We start from the raw sequence: 14,551 nt of genomic DNA on the forward strand, positions 1-14,551 counted from the left end.
TCAGACCTCTTCGACGCTGCTCGGCTCGCGCCGGGACAGGTCGATACCGAGCTCCTCCGCCGCGCGGAAGACGTCCTCGTCCGTGTCACGCATCTCGATGGACATACCGTCCGAGGACAGCACCTCCACATTGAGGCAGAGCGACTGCATTTCCTTGATGAGCACCTTGAAGGACTCGGGAATGCCGGGCTCGGGGATGTTCTCGCCCTTGACGATGGCCTCGTAGACCTTCACGCGGCCGGTCACGTCGTCGGACTTGATCGTCAGCAGCTCCTGGAGGGCGTACGCGGCGCCATAAGCCTCCAGCGCCCACACCTCCATCTCACCGAAGCGCTGACCACCGAACTGAGCCTTACCACCCAGCGGCTGCTGGGTGATCATCGAGTACGGGCCGGTCGAACGCGCGTGCAGCTTGTCGTCGACCAGGTGGTGGAGCTTGAGGATGTACATGTACCCGATCGAGATCGGGTCCGGGAACGGCTCACCGGAGCGGCCGTCGAACAGGTGTGCCTTGCCGGACGGCTGGACCATCCGGTTGCCGTCGCGGTTCGGGATCGTCGCCTCGAAGAGACCGGAGATCTCGTCCTCACGGGCACCGTCGAAGACCGGGGTGGCGACGTTGGTACCGGCGGCGACCTCGTCGGCGCCGATGGCCTTCAGCCGCTCCATCCACTCCTCGCTGCCCTCGACCTTCCAGCCCTGGCTGGCGAGCCAGCCGAGGTGGATCTCCAGGACCTGTCCCGGGTTCATTCGGGACGGGACACCCAGCGGGTTGAGGATGATGTCGACCGGGGTGCCGTCCTCCAGGAACGGCATGTCCTCGATCGGCAGGATCTTCGAGATGACGCCCTTGTTGCCGTGACGGCCGGCGAGCTTGTCACCGTCGGTGATCTTGCGCTTCTGCGCGACATACACGCGAACCAGCTGGTTCACGCCCGGCGGCAGCTCGTCGCCCTCCTCGCGGTCGAAGACACGCACACCGATGACCTTGCCGGTCTCGCCGTGCGGCACCTTCAGCGAGGTGTCACGGACCTCACGGGCCTTCTCACCGAAGATCGCGCGGAGCAGCCGCTCCTCCGGGGTCAGCTCGGTCTCGCCCTTGGGCGTGACCTTGCCGACCAGGATGTCTCCGGCGACGACCTCGGCACCGATCCGGATGATGCCGCGCTCGTCGAGGTCCGCGAGGACCTCCTCCGAGACGTTCGGGATGTCCCGGGTGATCTCCTCGGGGCCCAGCTTGGTGTCACGGGCGTCGACCTCGTGCTCCTCGATGTGGATCGAGGAGAGGACGTCGTCCTGGACCAGCCGCTGGCTGAGGATGATCGCGTCTTCGTAGTTGTGGCCCTCCCACGGCATGAACGCCACGAGGAGGTTCTTGCCGAGCGCCATCTCACCCTGCTGGGTGGCGGGACCATCGGCGAGGACCTGGCTCTCGATGACCCGGTCGCCCTCGTTGACGACAACCTTCTGGTTGACCGAGGTGCCCTGGTTGGACCGGGAGAACTTGGCGATGCGGTACGTGGTGTACGTGCCGTCGTCGTTGGCGACGGTGATGTAGTCCGCGGAGACCTCCTGGACCACACCCTCCTTCTCCGCCTTGATGACGTCACCGGCGTCGACCGCGCAGCGGTACTCCATGCCGGTGCCGACCAGCGGCGCCTCGGACGTGATCAGGGGCACGGCCTGACGCATCATGTTCGCGCCCATGAGGGCACGGTTGGCGTCGTCGTGCTCCAGGAAGGGGATCATGGCGGTCGCGACCGACACCATCTGGCGCGGCGAGACATCCATGTAGTCGACGTCCGTGCCGGGCACGTAGTCGACCTCTCCGCCACGGCGGCGGACCAGGACGCGGGGCTCGGTGAAGCGCAGCTCGTCGGAGAGCGTCGCGTTCGCCTGAGCGATGACGAACCTGTCCTCCTCGTCAGCGGTCAGGTAGTCCACCTCGTCGGTGACCTGGCCGTCGGTGACCTTGCGGTACGGGGTCTCGACGAACCCGAACGCGTTGACCCGGCCGTACGAGGCGAGCGAGCCGATCAGGCCGATGTTCGGGCCTTCAGGGGTCTCGATCGGACACATACGCCCGTAGTGCGACGGGTGCACGTCACGGACCTCGAAGCCGGCCCGCTCACGGGACAGACCACCCGGGCCCAGCGCCGACAGACGGCGCTTGTGGGTCAGACCCGACAGCGGGTTGTTCTGGTCCATGAACTGCGACAGCTGGCTGGTGCCGAAGAACTCCTTGATGGAGGCGACGACCGGCCGGATGTTGATCAGGGTCTGCGGCGTGATCGCCTCGACGTCCTGGGTCGTCATGCGCTCGCGCACGACACGCTCCATCCTCGCCAGACCCGTACGGACCTGGTTCTGGATGAGCTCGCCGACGTTACGCAGACGACGGTTGCCGAAGTGGTCGATGTCGTCGGTCTCGACGACGATCTGGGTGCCGTTCTCACCGACCGTCTCGGTCTCCCCGGCGTGCAGCTTGACCAGGTACTTGATGGTCGCGATGACATCGTCGGTGGTGAGCACGCCGGCGTCCAGCGGCTCGTCCGCGCCGAGCTTCTTGTTCACCTTGTAGCGGCCGACCTTCGCGAGGTCGTAGCGCTTCGGGTTGAAGTAGAGGTTCTCCAGCAGCGTCTGAGCCGCCTCGCGAGTCGGGGGCTCGCCCGGACGCAGCTTGCGGTAGATGTCGAGCAGCGCGTCGTCCTGGCCCTGGGTGTGGTCCTTCTCCAGGGTGGCGCGCATGGACTCGTACTCGCCGAACTCCTCCAGGATCTGCTCGGTGGTCCAGCCGAGAGCCTTGAGGAGGACGGTCACGGACTGCTTGCGCTTGCGGTCGATACGGACACCGACCATGTCGCGCTTGTCGATCTCCATCTCCAGCCAGGCACCCCGGGACGGGATGATCTTGGCGGAGAAGATGTCCTTGTCGGACGTCTTGTCGATCGACGAGTCGAAGTAGACACCCGGCGAGCGGACCAGCTGGGACACCACGACACGCTCGGTGCCGTTGATGACGAAGGTGCCCTTGTTGGTCATGAGCGGGAAATCGCCCATGAAGACCGTCTGGGACTTGATCTCGCCGGTCTCGTTGTTGGTGAACTCAGCCGTGACGAAGAGCGGGGCGGCGAACGTGAAGTCGCGCTCCTTGCACTCGTCGATGGAGTTCTTCGACGGCTCGAAGCGGTGATCGCGGAAGGTCAGCGACATCGACCCGGAGAAGTCCTCGATCGGAGAGATCTCCTCGAAGATCTCCTCCAGACCTGACTTCCTGGGGACGTCTTGCCCACTCTCCAGAGCCGCCTCGACACGAGCCTTCCAAGCGGCGTTACCGAGCAGCCAGTCAAAGCTCTCGGTCTGCAGCGCCAGGAGGTTCGGAACCTCGAGGGGCTCCTTGATCTTTGCAAAGGAGATGCGCAGCGGGGCGGTGCTGGCACCGTTGTTCGTATTCGTGGTCGAGGCGTTGCGCGAGGCGGCCAAGAGGGGGTCCTTCCGAGGGCTCGGACTCACTACGCGCGTACCGGTCCCAAGCCGGGCACGGAGAGAGAAAGCCCAGTTCAGGGCCGTTCACTCACCGATGCTCTTGCGAGGGGGTGCCCCTGGTGACGGGCAGGGAGCAGCTAACAGGCAGCGCAAAGGGTCAGTGTAGCCACTTGGCACACTGATGTCCAGAGCGGGTTTTCCGACACCCTCGTTTTTCTCAACACCCTTGTCTCAACTGCGGCAACTCAACTGCGTCAAGCCTCGCGCCGTAGGCGCACATCGATACTGCCCTCTTCGCCGTCGATCCATGCCTCGGATGCGGATCGATTGTGGCGACGCGTCCTGAGAATTGCGCGCTGCGTGCGGTTCGTCAAGGCCCCCCACCCCACGCAAGAGGTCACGGGGCGGGTGGAAGCGCGGCGATGATCACGATACTCGCCGCTCGCCGAAGAGCAAGGCAGCCCCTGCGGGGACGCTGAAGGGCGACCACCCGACTGGGTGATCGCCCTTCGCGTCAACATCGCGCCTCGCGGCGCCGAGACTGCCTCCGTACGCCTACAGGCGGCCGGTAACGGACTCGTACGAGGTCACTTGACCTCGACGGAGGCGCCGGCGGCCTTGAGGGACTCGGCGGCCTTGTCAGCGGCCTCCTTGGCGACCTTCTCCAGGACGGGCTTCGGGGCGCCGTCCACGAGGTCCTTGGCCTCCTTGAGGCCCAGGGAGGTCAGCTCACGCACGACCTTGATGACCTGGATCTTCTTCTCGCCGGCACCCGTGAGGATGACGTCGAACTCGTCCTGGACCTCTTCGGCCTCGGCCGGGGCACCCGGGGCACCGGCGACCGGCGCGGCGACCGCGGCGGCGGCGGTGACGTCGAACTTCTCCTCGAACGCCTTCACGAACGCGGAGAGCTCGATGAGGGTCATGTCCTCGAACTGCGCGAGCAGGTCTTCCTGGCTGAGCTTCGCCATGATGGCGGTCCTTCCACTAATTCGGCTGGTGCCGTATGTACAGTTCCGCGGGCGTACCGGCCCGCTGCGGCCGAGCGAGCGTGATTACTCGGAGTCGGCCTCGACGGGAGCCGGCGTACCGGCACCGCCCTGCTCTTCCTTCTTGACGCGAAGCGCTTCCGCGGTGCGGACGAACTTCGACGGAAGCGCCTGGAAGAGCGAGGCAGCCTGCGACTGCTTGCCCTTCATGGCACCTGCCAGCTTGGAGAGCAGAACCTCGCGGGACTCAAGGTCCGCGAGCTTCTTGATCTCGTCAGCGCTCAGCGCCTTGCCATCGAGGACGCCGCCCTTGATGACGAGATTCGGGTTTTCCTTGGCGAAGTCACGAAGACCCTTCGCCGACTCCACCGGGTCACCGGTGACGAAGGCAACCGCCGTCGGACCCGCGAAGAGGTCGTCCAGCGTGTTGATCCCGGCCTCGTTGGCCGCGATCTTGGTCAGCGTGTTCTTCACCACGGCGTACTGGGCGTTCTCACCGAGAGAACGGCGCAGCTCCTTGAGCTGCGCCACGGTGAGACCCCGGTACTCGGTCAGCACGGCGGCATTCGAGCTGCGGAACTTGTCCGTCAGCTCGGCTACGTCGGCAGCCTTGTCGGGCCTTGCCATGAGCGTCGGCCTCCTTCCGGGTGATGAGGACCGCTCAGAAGGGGCTGGGCAAAACGAAACGCCCCGGCGCAGGCGCACGGGGCGTAGCTCGACCGAATGGAATCCGGGAACTGTCCACAGTCACCTGCGCGGGTCGTCCGCAGCTAGCGGATCCTTCGGCCGCCGCACCCTCTTGCGAGCGCACAGCAACGACCAGCGGTCTTTGGCTTCTGGGGCAGAGTACGTGAGGAGGAGGCCGCAGTACAAATCAGCCGGTGGCCGCACCCGTTCCATCGGCGCCCAGGCTGCCCATCAGCCCGGCGAAGTCGAAGGTCTCACCGGCCGGCGGCGCCTGGACCTCCGCCTTCGCTCCGTAGTCGGAGTAGTGCATGGATATGTTGATCTCGCCCTGGGCGGTGTCCATGCCGACGTCCATCTTCACCGGATAGTCGTCCTCGTTGACCCAGACCTCCGTGTCGTACCCCTTCAGGCCCGACTTCTTCATCGAGTCGAGGAGGTCCGCACGCTCCTTGGCGCTGAGCACGTCGAGAGACCCCTGGGACTTCACCAGCTCGTCGAGCGTGAGCGTGCCCTTGTAGTGCTCTGCCTGGACGCCGTCGACCTTCTCGCTGCCGAGGTGCTTCAGATTCGGCGAGTCGAGCAGCAGGGCGAGCTGCTGGGCCGGGTCCTGGTTCATGTTCTCCAGGCCGCCCGCCAGCTGCTTCTGGGCCGCCTTGTCCCCCGAGGCCTCGGCCACGGCGCCCAGGTCGAGCTTCATCCAGCGCTTGCCGTCCATCTCCTTGGCCGCGTCCGGGCCCATGTCCATGTACATGACGTTGTCGCGCCAGATCATCCGGATCTTGTCCGGGGCCGAGGCGTCGGCCGCCAGCGCCGATCCGTCCATGGTCATGTCCATCACCGTGGGGTCCCACCCCATGACGCCGGTCATCTCCATGTCGCCCGCCGCGCCGGCCTCGGCCGGCATCGTCATCGTCATCCGGACCTTGGCCGACTTCGCCTCGGAGGTCTTCTTGAAAGCGGCGGTGATGACATCCGCGGCCCCTGACGAGGACGATGCCTTACCGCCGTCGCTCTGACAGCCCGCGACAGCGGCGATGACGGCCACAGCCGCCAGCGAGACGCCCCCGCGCCTCCATACCGACTTACTCATTCCCCACCCCTTGGTTGTGATTTCAACTCCCGTGCACGGTAACCCATGCCTATGACAGACGGGCACGGATAAAAGCCGGTTCCCGCACCTCAGGAGAGGTGCGGGAACCGGCTTTTGGTACGCGGGACCGCGGTTGCCGTCAGTGTCAGACGGCGGCCGGGTCCTCCTCCACGAGGAGGTTGCGGGTGCGGTTGGCGTCCAGCGGGATGCCGGGGCCCATCGTCGTGGCCAGGGTCGCCTTCTTGATGTAACGGCCCTTGGCGGCGGACGGCTTGAGACGGAGGACTTCCTCCAGCGCCGCGGCGTAGTTCTCGACCAGCTTCGTCTCGTCGAAGGAGACCTTGCCGATGATGAAGTGCAGGTTCGAGTGCTTGTCGACGCGGAACTCGATCTTGCCGCCCTTGATGTCGTTCACAGCCTTGGTGACATCGGGGGTGACGGTGCCGGTCTTCGGGTTCGGCATCAGACCACGCGGGCCGAGGACGCGGCCGAGGCGGCCGACCTTGCCCATGAGGTCCGGGGTGGCGACGACGGCGTCGAAGTCCAGACGGCCCTTCGAAACCTCGTCGATGAGTTCGTCGGCGCCGACGATGTCGGCGCCCGCGGCACGCGCGGCCTCGGCACGGTCACCGGTCGCGAAGACCAGGACCCGGGCGGTCTTGCCGGTGCCGTGCGGAAGGTTCACGGTGCCACGGACCATCTGGTCGGCCTTGCGGGGGTCGACGCCCAGCCGCATGGCCACCTCGACGGTGCCGTCGAACTTGGTGGTGGTGGTGTCCTTGGCGATACGGACCGCCTCAAGCGGGGCGTACGTACGCTCCCGGTCGATCTTGGCGTCCGCGCCGCGGAGAGCCTTGCTGCGCTTCACTTCGTCTCCTGGTGGTTCATCAGGTGTGGAGGTCGTGGTCCGGGCCGCGCATGGCCCTGCCACTGGGGCTTGCCCGGCTGGGTCAGCCCTCGACCGTGACGCCCATGGAACGGGCGGTGCCGGCGATGATCTTCTCGGCGGCGTCCAGGTCGTTGGCGTTCAGGTCGGGCATCTTGGTGGTGGCGATCTCGCGCACCTGGTCGCGGGTGAGCTTCGCGACCTTCTTGACGTGCGGCTCGCCTGAGCCCTTGTCCACGCCCGCGGCCTTGAGGATCAGCTTGGCGGCCGGCGGCGTCTTGGTGATGAAGGTGAAGGAGCGGTCCTCGTAGACCGTGATCTCCACCGGCACGACCATGCCACGCTGCGACTCGGTCGCGGCGTTGTAGGCCTTGCAGAACTCCATGATGTTGACGCCGTGCTGGCCCAGCGCGGGGCCGACCGGCGGAGCCGGGTTGGCCGCGCCGGCGCTGATCTGGAGCTTGATAAGCCCCGTGACCTTCTTCTTCTTGGGAGGCATTGCTCTCTCCGGGTCCTAGTGAGAGTTTTCAGCCAGCCGTCCGGTCATCCGGATGGAGGCATACCGCACAACGATAACGGGTATAGCTGCACGGCCAAAAACCGACAGGTCAGACAGCTGTATGAGCCTGTCTGACCTGTCGGAAGCTGCTGTCGCGCGCGGACACCGGCGCGTACGCGCCGCCCGCTGGGCTCAGTTCTTCTGGATCTGGTCGAAGCTCAGCTCGACCGGGGTCTCGCGGCCGAAGATCTCGACCAGGCCCTTGACCTTCTTCGAGTCGGCGTTGATCTCGTTGATGGTCGCCTGGAGCGTGGCGAACGGCCCGTCGGTGACGGTGACCGAGTCGCCGACCTCGAAGTCCAGCACCTGGACCTCGACCTTGCGGGACGGGGCGGGCTTGCCCTCGGCCTCCGCGGCCTCACGGGCGGCCTTCTCCTCGGCCTCCGGCGCGAGCATCTTGACGATCTCGTCCAGGGTCAGCGGGTACGGGTCGTAGGCGTTGCCCACGAAGCCGGTGACACCGGGGGTGTTACGGACGACGCCCCAGGACTCGTTCGTCAGATCCATGCGTACCAGGACGTAGCCCGGAAGCTTGTTCTGGCGAACGTTCTTGCGCTCGCCGTTCTTGATCTGGACGATCTCTTCCTCGGGGACCTCGGCCTGGTAGATGAACTCCTCGACGTTCAGCGAGACGGCACGCTGCTCCAGGTTGGCCTTCACGCGCTTCTCGTAGCCCGCGTAGGTGTGGATCACGTACCACTCGCCGGGCAGCCCGCGGAGTTCCTCACGGAGCGCGGCGACCGGGTCGACGGGAGCCTCGGGCTCTTCGTCGGCGTCGCTCGCGGCCTCGTCGACGGCGGACTCGTCGGCGTCGTCCTCCGCCGGGTCGTCCTCGTCGTCCTCGATATGGAGGGCGGCTTCCTCGGCCGGCTCGCCCGCGGCGACGTCAGCGGCTTCGGCCTGGTCTGGCTCGACAGCGTCCGCCGCCTCGACGATGCCGGTCTCGTCCTCGCGGGACTCCACCGACTCGCTGGCGTCGTTCAGTTTCGGGTCAGACACGGTGGCTGCTTCTTCCTGGCTCATTGGGTGGAACACGCGAAAGGGACGCCGCACCGGGCTCCCCTCCGCGGGATCAGCCGAAGACGTACTTGATTGCGTTCTGGAATCCATAGTCAATCACGGTCACCAAACCGATCATGACGACGACGAAGACAATCACCACGGTGGTGTACGTAGTCAGCTGGTTGCGAGTCGGCCAGACGACCTTGCGCAGCTCGGCGACGATCTGACGGTAGAAGAGCGCGAGCCGGCCCAGAGGGCCCTTCTTGCCACGCTTGCCGCCCTTGCGCGGCTTCTTCGACTCGGCGGACTCGTCGTCAGCATCAGGCTTGTCGATGGAGCCCACGGCGTCCGTCACGCTCTCTCACCTGATTCCGGGTCGTGGCCGTGCCGCGCCCGGGGGAGCCGCACGGCGATGCATTGAATGTACGTACATGCGCACACATCCTGGCGGAGATGTGTGTAGCAGGGCCGGAGGGACTTGAACCCCCAACCGCTGGTTTTGGAGACCAGTGCTCTACCAATTGAGCTACGACCCTTTGCGTTTTCCCCAACCTACCGCATCCGACCGGACGCACGGAGTGCGCGGTACGGACCTGGTGGCTGAGGGCCAACGACGAGTGAGTGTACGTGGTCGCGGCCCCCGCGTCGAACAGCTTCCCCCGCGACAGTCGTGGCCCGCCCCGTGCGCCGGGCTTCCTTCTATGTGTCCACCCAGCGAAACCTGTGTGCCGACGAGGTTTCGGGTCTGGGACCATGGGCGCATGAGCGCTGCAATCCCTCCGACCGAGCGCCGGGTCTCCGCCCGTATCGGCGCGATCTCCGAGTCCGCGACCCTCGCCGTGGACGCCAAGGCCAAGGCCCTCAAGGCGGCCGGGCGTCCGGTGATCGGCTTCGGCGCCGGCGAGCCCGACTTCCCGACGCCCGGCTACATCGTCGATGCCGCTGTCGAGGCGTGCCGTGACCCCAAGTACCACCGCTACACGCCGGCCGGAGGGCTCCCCGAGCTCAAGGCCGCGATCGTCGCGAAGACGCTGCGCGACTCCGGCTACGAGATCGAGCCCGCGCAGGTCCTGGTGACCAACGGTGGCAAGCAGGCGATCTACGAGGCGTTCGCGGCCATCCTGGACCCGGGCGACGAGGTCATCGTGCCGGCTCCGTACTGGACGACGTACCCCGAGTCGATCCGGCTGGCCGGCGGTGTCCCGGTAGAGGTCGTGGCCGACGAGACCACCGGCTACCGGGTCTCCGTCGAGCAGTTGGAGGCCGCGCGTACCGAACGTACGAAGGTCGTCCTCTTCGTGTCGCCGTCCAACCCGACGGGCGCCGTCTACAGCCCCGCCGACACCGAGGCCATCGGCCGCTGGGCCGTCGAGCACGGGCTGTGGGTGATGACGGACGAGATCTACGAGCATCTCGTGTATGGCGACGCCACCTTCACCTCGCTGCCGGCCGCCGTACCGGAGCTGCGCGACAAGTGCATCGTGGTCAATGGTGTGGCCAAGACCTATGCGATGACCGGCTGGCGTGTGGGGTGGATCGTCGGCCCCAAGGATGTCGTCAAGGCCGCGACCAACCTCCATTCGCACGCCACGTCCAATGTCGCCAATGTCTCGCAGGCCGCGGCGATCGCCGCCGTCTCCGGTGACCTCACCGCGGTCGCCGAGATGCGCGCCGCCTTCGACCGGCGCCGTCAGACCATCGTGCGGCTGCTGAACGAGATCGACGGCGTCGTCTGCCCGGAGCCGGAGGGCGCCTTCTACGCGTACCCGTCCGTGAAGGCACTGCTGGGCAAGGAGATCCGCGGCAAGCGCCCCCGGACGACGGTCGAGCTGGCCGCGCTGATCCTGGACGAGGCCGAGGTCGCGGTCGTCCCCGGAGAGGCGTTCGGTACGCCCGGCTATCTGCGGCTGTCGTACGCGCTCGGTGACGAGGATCTGGCGGAGGGCGTCGGCAGGATCCAGAAGCTGCTGGGCGAGGCCAAGGACTGAGTGGGCTCGCGACGGGCTCCCGGCGGTCGCCGGGAGCCCGTTTTTGCGTTCGGGCAAGATCTCGATCGGGGAAAGTGGCTGCCGGTCGGCTTGAGCATGCGGCAGGATCTACGAATGGAGAGCACCACCCGCCCCCGCGATCTCAGCCTGCTGCCCAAGGCTCATCTGCATCTGCACTTCACCGGTTCGATGCGGCCCACGACGCTGCTCGAACTCGCCGACAAGTACGGCGTTCATCTCCCCGACGCGCTGACCAGCGGCGAACCGCCCAAGCTGCGCGCGACCGACGAACGCGGCTGGTTCCGCTTCCAGCGGCTCTACGACATCGCGCGGTCCTGTCTGCGGACGCCCGAGGACATCCAGCGGCTGGTCCGCGAGGCGGCCGAGGAGGACGTACGGGACGGCTCGGGCTGGCTGGAGATCCAGGTCGACCCCACCTCGTACGCCCCCCATCTCGGCGGGCTCATCCCTGCACTCGAAGTCATCCTGGACGCCGTGGACACCGCGTCCAGGGAGACAGGTCTGGGGATGCGGGTGCTGGTGGCGGCGAACCGGATGAAGCATCCGCTGGAGGCCAGGACGCTGGCCCGGCTCGCCGTGCGGTACGCGGACCGGGGCGTCATCGGCTTCGGGCTCTCCAACGACGAGCGACGCGGGATGGCCAGGGACTTCGACCGGGCCTTCGCGATCGCCAGGGACGGCGGGCTGCTGGCCGCGCCGCACGGCGGTGAGCTGACCGGGCCCGCGTCCGTACGGGACTGTCTGGACGATCTGCGGGCGGCCCGTATCGGGCACGGCGTCCGCGCGGCGGAGGACCCGAAGCTGCTGCGCAGGCTCGCGGAGCGCGGGGTGACCTGCGAGGTCTGCCCGTCCTCGAATGTCGCGCTGGGCGTGTACGAGAAGCCGGAGGACGTCCCGCTGCGGACCCTGTTCGACGCGGGGGTCCCGATGGCGCTGGGCGCGGACGACCCGTTGCTCTTCGGCTCCCGGCTGGCGGCGCAGTACGAGCTGGCCCGTCGGCACCAGGGCTTCAGCGACACCGAACTGGCCGAGCTGGCACGGCAGTCGGTACGGGGTTCCGCGGCGCCCCGGGAGGTACGGGAGAAGCTGCTGACGGGCATCGACGACTGGCTGGCCGACTGACGCCCGTTCATCCGGCCGGCTCAACCGCTAGAGGCTGACGCCGACCGTCACCGGCTCGTTGACCAGCGTGATCCCGAAGGCCTCCTGGACCCCCGCCACCACCTCGCGGGCGAGCGCGAGCAGATCCTCGGTGGTCGCCGCGCCCCGGTTGGTGAGGGCGAGGGTGTGCTTGGTGGAGATTCGGGCCGGGCCCGTGCCGTACCCCTTGGTGAAACCCGCCCGGTCGATCAGCCAGGCCGCGGAGGTCTTCGTACGCCCCTCCCCGTCCGGGAAGCCGGGCGGCGTCACCTCGTCGCCGAGGCGGGCCCGTACGCGCGCGACGAAGTCCGCGTACTCCTGGTCGGTCAGGATCGGGTTGGTGAAGAAGGAGCCGGCCGACCAGGTGTCGTGGTCCTCGGGGTCGAGCACCATGCCCTTGCCCGCCCGCAGCTTGAGGACGGTGTCCCGCGCGGTCTCCGCCGGGACGCGCTCACCGGGTTCGACACCGAGGACGCGCGCCGTCTCGGCGTACTTGAGCGGGGCGGAGAGCCCCCGGGCGTCCTCCAGCGCGAAGCGGACCCGCAGGACGACCCAGCGGTCGGGGTGCCGCTTGAACCGGCTGTGGCGGTACGAGAAGCCGCAGTCGGCGTTGGTGAGTGTGACCGTCCGCCCGGTGGAGCGGTCGTAGGCGACGACTTCGGTGAGGGTGCTCGACACCTCCTGGCCGTACGCGCCGACGTTCTGGATCGGCGTGGCACCGGCCGAGCCGGGGATCCCGGCGAGGCATTCGATGCCGGCCAGGCCCGCTTCGACGGTACGGGCGACGGCGTCGGTCCAGATCTCCCCGGCGGCCAGCTCCAGCGTGGTGCCGTCGAGCGAGAAGCCCTTGGTCGCGATGCGCAGGGCGGTGCCGTCGAAGCCCTTGTCCCCGATGATCAGATTGCTGCCGCCGCCGATGATCAGCAGCGGCGTACCGGCGGCGTCCGCCTCGCGCACGGTGGCGATCACTTCGTCGTCGGTGACCGCCGTGACCAGGCGCGTCGCCGGGCCGCCGAGGCGGAAGGTGGTCAGTGGGGCGAGGGGGGCGTCGTGGAGTTCCTGCACGGGACAAGAGTACGGGCCGTCGGGATCCGGGGATCGGATCCCGACGGCCCGTAGGTCCTGTCCGGCGGACGGTCCGGTGGGTGGCCGGCTGGACGGTCCGGTGGGACGGGATCAGACGGCGGCGGGCTCGCGCTCCGCCGCCGTCCCCTTGGCCAGATCCACCCGCTGGGCACCGCGCCCGGGTATGAGCAGGGCCGTCAGCGCGCCGAGCGCCACCGTCCCCGCGCCGATCCAGAGGGCCGGCACGGTGCCGTCCGTGAAGGTGTCGGGCGTACGGTAGCCGCCCTGCGCGGCGAAGACCGCTCCGAGGACCGCCACACCGAGCGCTCCGCCGACCTCGCGCAGGGCGTTGTTCGTACCGGAGGCGATGCCCTGCTCCGCCGGGCGGACGGTGGACATGACCAGGCTGGCGGTCGGGGCGAAGTACAGCCCCATCCCGACGCCGCTGATGACCAGCGCGGGCAGTTGCGCCGCGTAGGACATGTCCGGCGCGAGGATCAGCGCGAACAGCCCCAGCCCGAGGGCTTGGAGTGTCAGGCCCACGACCACCACGGGCCGGCCGCCGATGCGGTCGGAGAGCACCCCGGCGATCGGTGCGACGAGCAGCGGCATCGCGGTCCACGGGAGCATCCTCAGCCCCGCCTGGGTGGGCGAGTAGCCGAGAACCCCTTGCAGGAACTGGCTGAGCAGGAAGATCGAACCGAACATGCCGAGGAACATCAGAAGGCTGGCGCCGTTGATGCCGGCGAAGCCGCGGTTCTTGAACAGCCGCATGGGCAGCATCGCGCCCGGGGCGCGCAGTCCGTGCAGGACGAAGGCGATGAGCAGCGCGCCGCCGGCTGTCAGGCCCAGCAGGACGGGGAAGCTGGTCCAGCCGTCGGCGTTGGCCGTGACCAGGGCGTAGACGATGCCGAAGAGGCCCGTGCTGACAAGGAGCGTGCCGGGGATGTCGAGGCGGGCGTCGGGCGCGTACGACTCCTGGAGGCGCTGCCGGGCGAGGGGCAGCAGAGCGAGGCCGATCGGTACGTTCAGCCAGAAGATCCACTGCCACGAGAGGTGTTCGGTGAGGGTACCGCCGACGAGTGGACCGCTGGCGACCGCGAGACCGGTGACGGCGCCGAAGATGCCGAGGGCGGCTCCTCGCCGTTCGGCGGGCACGGCGGCGGTGAGCAGGGTGAGCGTGAGCGGCATCATGATCGCCGCGCCGACGCCCTGGACGGCGCGTGCGGCGATCAGCGCGTCGATGCCGGGTGAGAGCGCGGCGGCGGCCGAGGCGACGGTGAAGATCGCGAGGCCGGCCAGGAAGAGCCTGCGGCGGCCGTACCGGTCACCCAGGGCCGCTCCGAACATGAGGAGGACCGCGAACGTGAGCGTGTAGGCGTTGACGGTCCATTCCAGGTCCTCCAGCGCGCCGCCGAGATCTTCTCGGATGGAGGGCAGTGCGGTGGTGACGACGAGGTTGTCCAGGGCCGCCATGAAACTGGCGACACCGGTGATGACCAGGGTCCAGATGGCTCGGGACCGGCCGGCCGTTGGCTGACTCATTCTCTTTCTCCCCTGATGGGCCTGCACTCATTAGTTATGGATTACTAACTTTCCTGGCCATACGGAAGCGCCCGGCACTCCCCCGGCGGGCGT

At 67.7% G+C, this 14,551-nt stretch carries 12 protein-coding genes and 1 tRNA gene; 2 read left to right on the forward strand and 11 right to left on the reverse strand.

Going from position 1 to position 14,551, the window contains the following annotated elements:
- The 9 genes from rpoB to AB0M67_RS25370 all read right to left on the reverse strand — a co-directional run bounded on the left by rpoB (position 1) and on the right by AB0M67_RS25370 (position 9,235).
- A complete protein-coding gene (gene rpoB, locus AB0M67_RS25330) occupies positions 1–3,483 on the reverse strand; it encodes a DNA-directed RNA polymerase subunit beta (RefSeq protein ID WP_365748948.1) in 3,483 nt (1,160 codons plus the stop codon).
- Between the two features lie 590 nt (positions 3,484–4,073).
- Complete coding sequence (gene rplL, locus AB0M67_RS25335; protein WP_030351422.1) at positions 4,074–4,457, reverse strand: 50S ribosomal protein L7/L12; 384 nt, start codon at positions 4,455–4,457, stop codon at positions 4,074–4,076.
- Between the two features lie 84 nt (positions 4,458–4,541).
- Entirely contained in the window at positions 4,542–5,102 is a 561-nt protein-coding gene (rplJ, locus tag AB0M67_RS25340; RefSeq protein ID WP_249948342.1) for a 50S ribosomal protein L10, read from the reverse strand.
- Between the two features lie 247 nt (positions 5,103–5,349).
- Entirely contained in the window at positions 5,350–6,252 is a 903-nt protein-coding gene (locus AB0M67_RS25345) for a hypothetical protein (protein ID WP_365748950.1), read from the reverse strand.
- A 145-nt stretch (positions 6,253–6,397) separates the two neighbouring features.
- Positions 6,398–7,120 carry a 50S ribosomal protein L1 gene (gene rplA / locus AB0M67_RS25350; RefSeq protein WP_365748952.1) on the reverse strand — a complete coding sequence of 241 codons (723 nt, stop codon included), beginning with the start codon at positions 7,118–7,120 and terminating at the stop codon, positions 6,398–6,400.
- Positions 7,121–7,202: 82 nt separating this feature from the next.
- Positions 7,203–7,637 carry a 50S ribosomal protein L11 gene (rplK, locus tag AB0M67_RS25355; RefSeq protein ID WP_030351419.1) on the reverse strand — a complete coding sequence of 145 codons (435 nt, stop codon included), beginning with the start codon at positions 7,635–7,637 and terminating at the stop codon, positions 7,203–7,205.
- 192 nt (positions 7,638–7,829) lie between these two features.
- On the reverse strand, positions 7,830–8,696 hold the full coding sequence (gene nusG, locus AB0M67_RS25360) for a transcription termination/antitermination protein NusG (RefSeq protein WP_365748955.1): 867 nt from the start codon (positions 8,694–8,696) through the stop codon (positions 7,830–7,832).
- 73 nt (positions 8,697–8,769) lie between these two features.
- On the reverse strand, positions 8,770–9,054 hold the full coding sequence (gene secE, locus AB0M67_RS25365) for a preprotein translocase subunit SecE (protein ID WP_249948346.1): 285 nt from the start codon (positions 9,052–9,054) through the stop codon (positions 8,770–8,772).
- Positions 9,055–9,162: 108 nt separating this feature from the next.
- Positions 9,163–9,235, reverse strand: a tRNA-Trp gene (locus tag AB0M67_RS25370).
- Positions 9,236–9,460: 225 nt separating this feature from the next.
- Between AB0M67_RS25370 and AB0M67_RS25375 the strand changes: the two genes are divergently transcribed.
- Positions 9,461–10,687, forward strand: coding sequence for a pyridoxal phosphate-dependent aminotransferase (locus AB0M67_RS25375; RefSeq protein WP_365748957.1), 1,227 nt, complete (start codon positions 9,461–9,463; stop codon positions 10,685–10,687).
- A gap of 96 nt (positions 10,688–10,783) precedes the next feature.
- Positions 10,784–11,830 (forward strand): adenosine deaminase, encoded by a 1,047-nt coding sequence (locus AB0M67_RS25380; RefSeq protein ID WP_365749231.1) that lies wholly within the window; start codon positions 10,784–10,786, stop codon positions 11,828–11,830.
- A gap of 27 nt (positions 11,831–11,857) precedes the next feature.
- Here AB0M67_RS25380 and AB0M67_RS25385 read toward each other — a convergent pair whose 3' ends face one another.
- Together AB0M67_RS25385 and AB0M67_RS25390 are read right to left on the reverse strand one after the other, a co-directional pair.
- A complete protein-coding gene (locus AB0M67_RS25385) occupies positions 11,858–12,913 on the reverse strand; it encodes a UDP-N-acetylmuramate dehydrogenase (protein ID WP_365748959.1) in 1,056 nt (351 codons plus the stop codon).
- Between the two features lie 111 nt (positions 12,914–13,024).
- Positions 13,025–14,458: a DHA2 family efflux MFS transporter permease subunit gene (locus tag AB0M67_RS25390; protein WP_365748960.1), complete on the reverse strand. Its 1,434-nt coding sequence runs from the start codon at positions 14,456–14,458 to the stop codon at positions 13,025–13,027.
- Between the last annotated feature and the right edge of the window lie 93 nt (positions 14,459–14,551).

The organism is Streptomyces sp. NPDC051662 (genome assembly GCF_040681655.1).
Taxonomy (GTDB): Bacteria; Actinomycetota; Actinomycetes; order Streptomycetales; family Streptomycetaceae; genus Streptomyces.

Bases quoted from the DNA above. Each gene is read 5' to 3' on its own strand.
- AB0M67_RS25390 (WP_365748960.1), bottom strand. From the start codon at position 14,458: ATGAGTCAGCCAACGGCCGGCCGGTCCCGAGCCATCTGGACCCTGGTC.
- AB0M67_RS25380 (WP_365749231.1), top strand. From the start codon at position 10,784: ATGCGGCAGGATCTACGAATGGAGAGCACCACCCGCCCCCGCGATCTC.
- rplK (WP_030351419.1), bottom strand. From the start codon at position 7,637: ATGCCTCCCAAGAAGAAGAAGGTCACGGGGCTTATCAAGCTCCAGATC.
- rplJ (WP_249948342.1), bottom strand. From the start codon at position 5,102: ATGGCAAGGCCCGACAAGGCTGCCGACGTAGCCGAGCTGACGGACAAG.
- AB0M67_RS25345 (WP_365748950.1), bottom strand. From the start codon at position 6,252: ATGAGTAAGTCGGTATGGAGGCGCGGGGGCGTCTCGCTGGCGGCTGTG.
- rplL (WP_030351422.1), bottom strand. From the start codon at position 4,457: ATGGCGAAGCTCAGCCAGGAAGACCTGCTCGCGCAGTTCGAGGACATG.
- AB0M67_RS25375 (WP_365748957.1), top strand. From the start codon at position 9,461: ATGAGCGCTGCAATCCCTCCGACCGAGCGCCGGGTCTCCGCCCGTATC.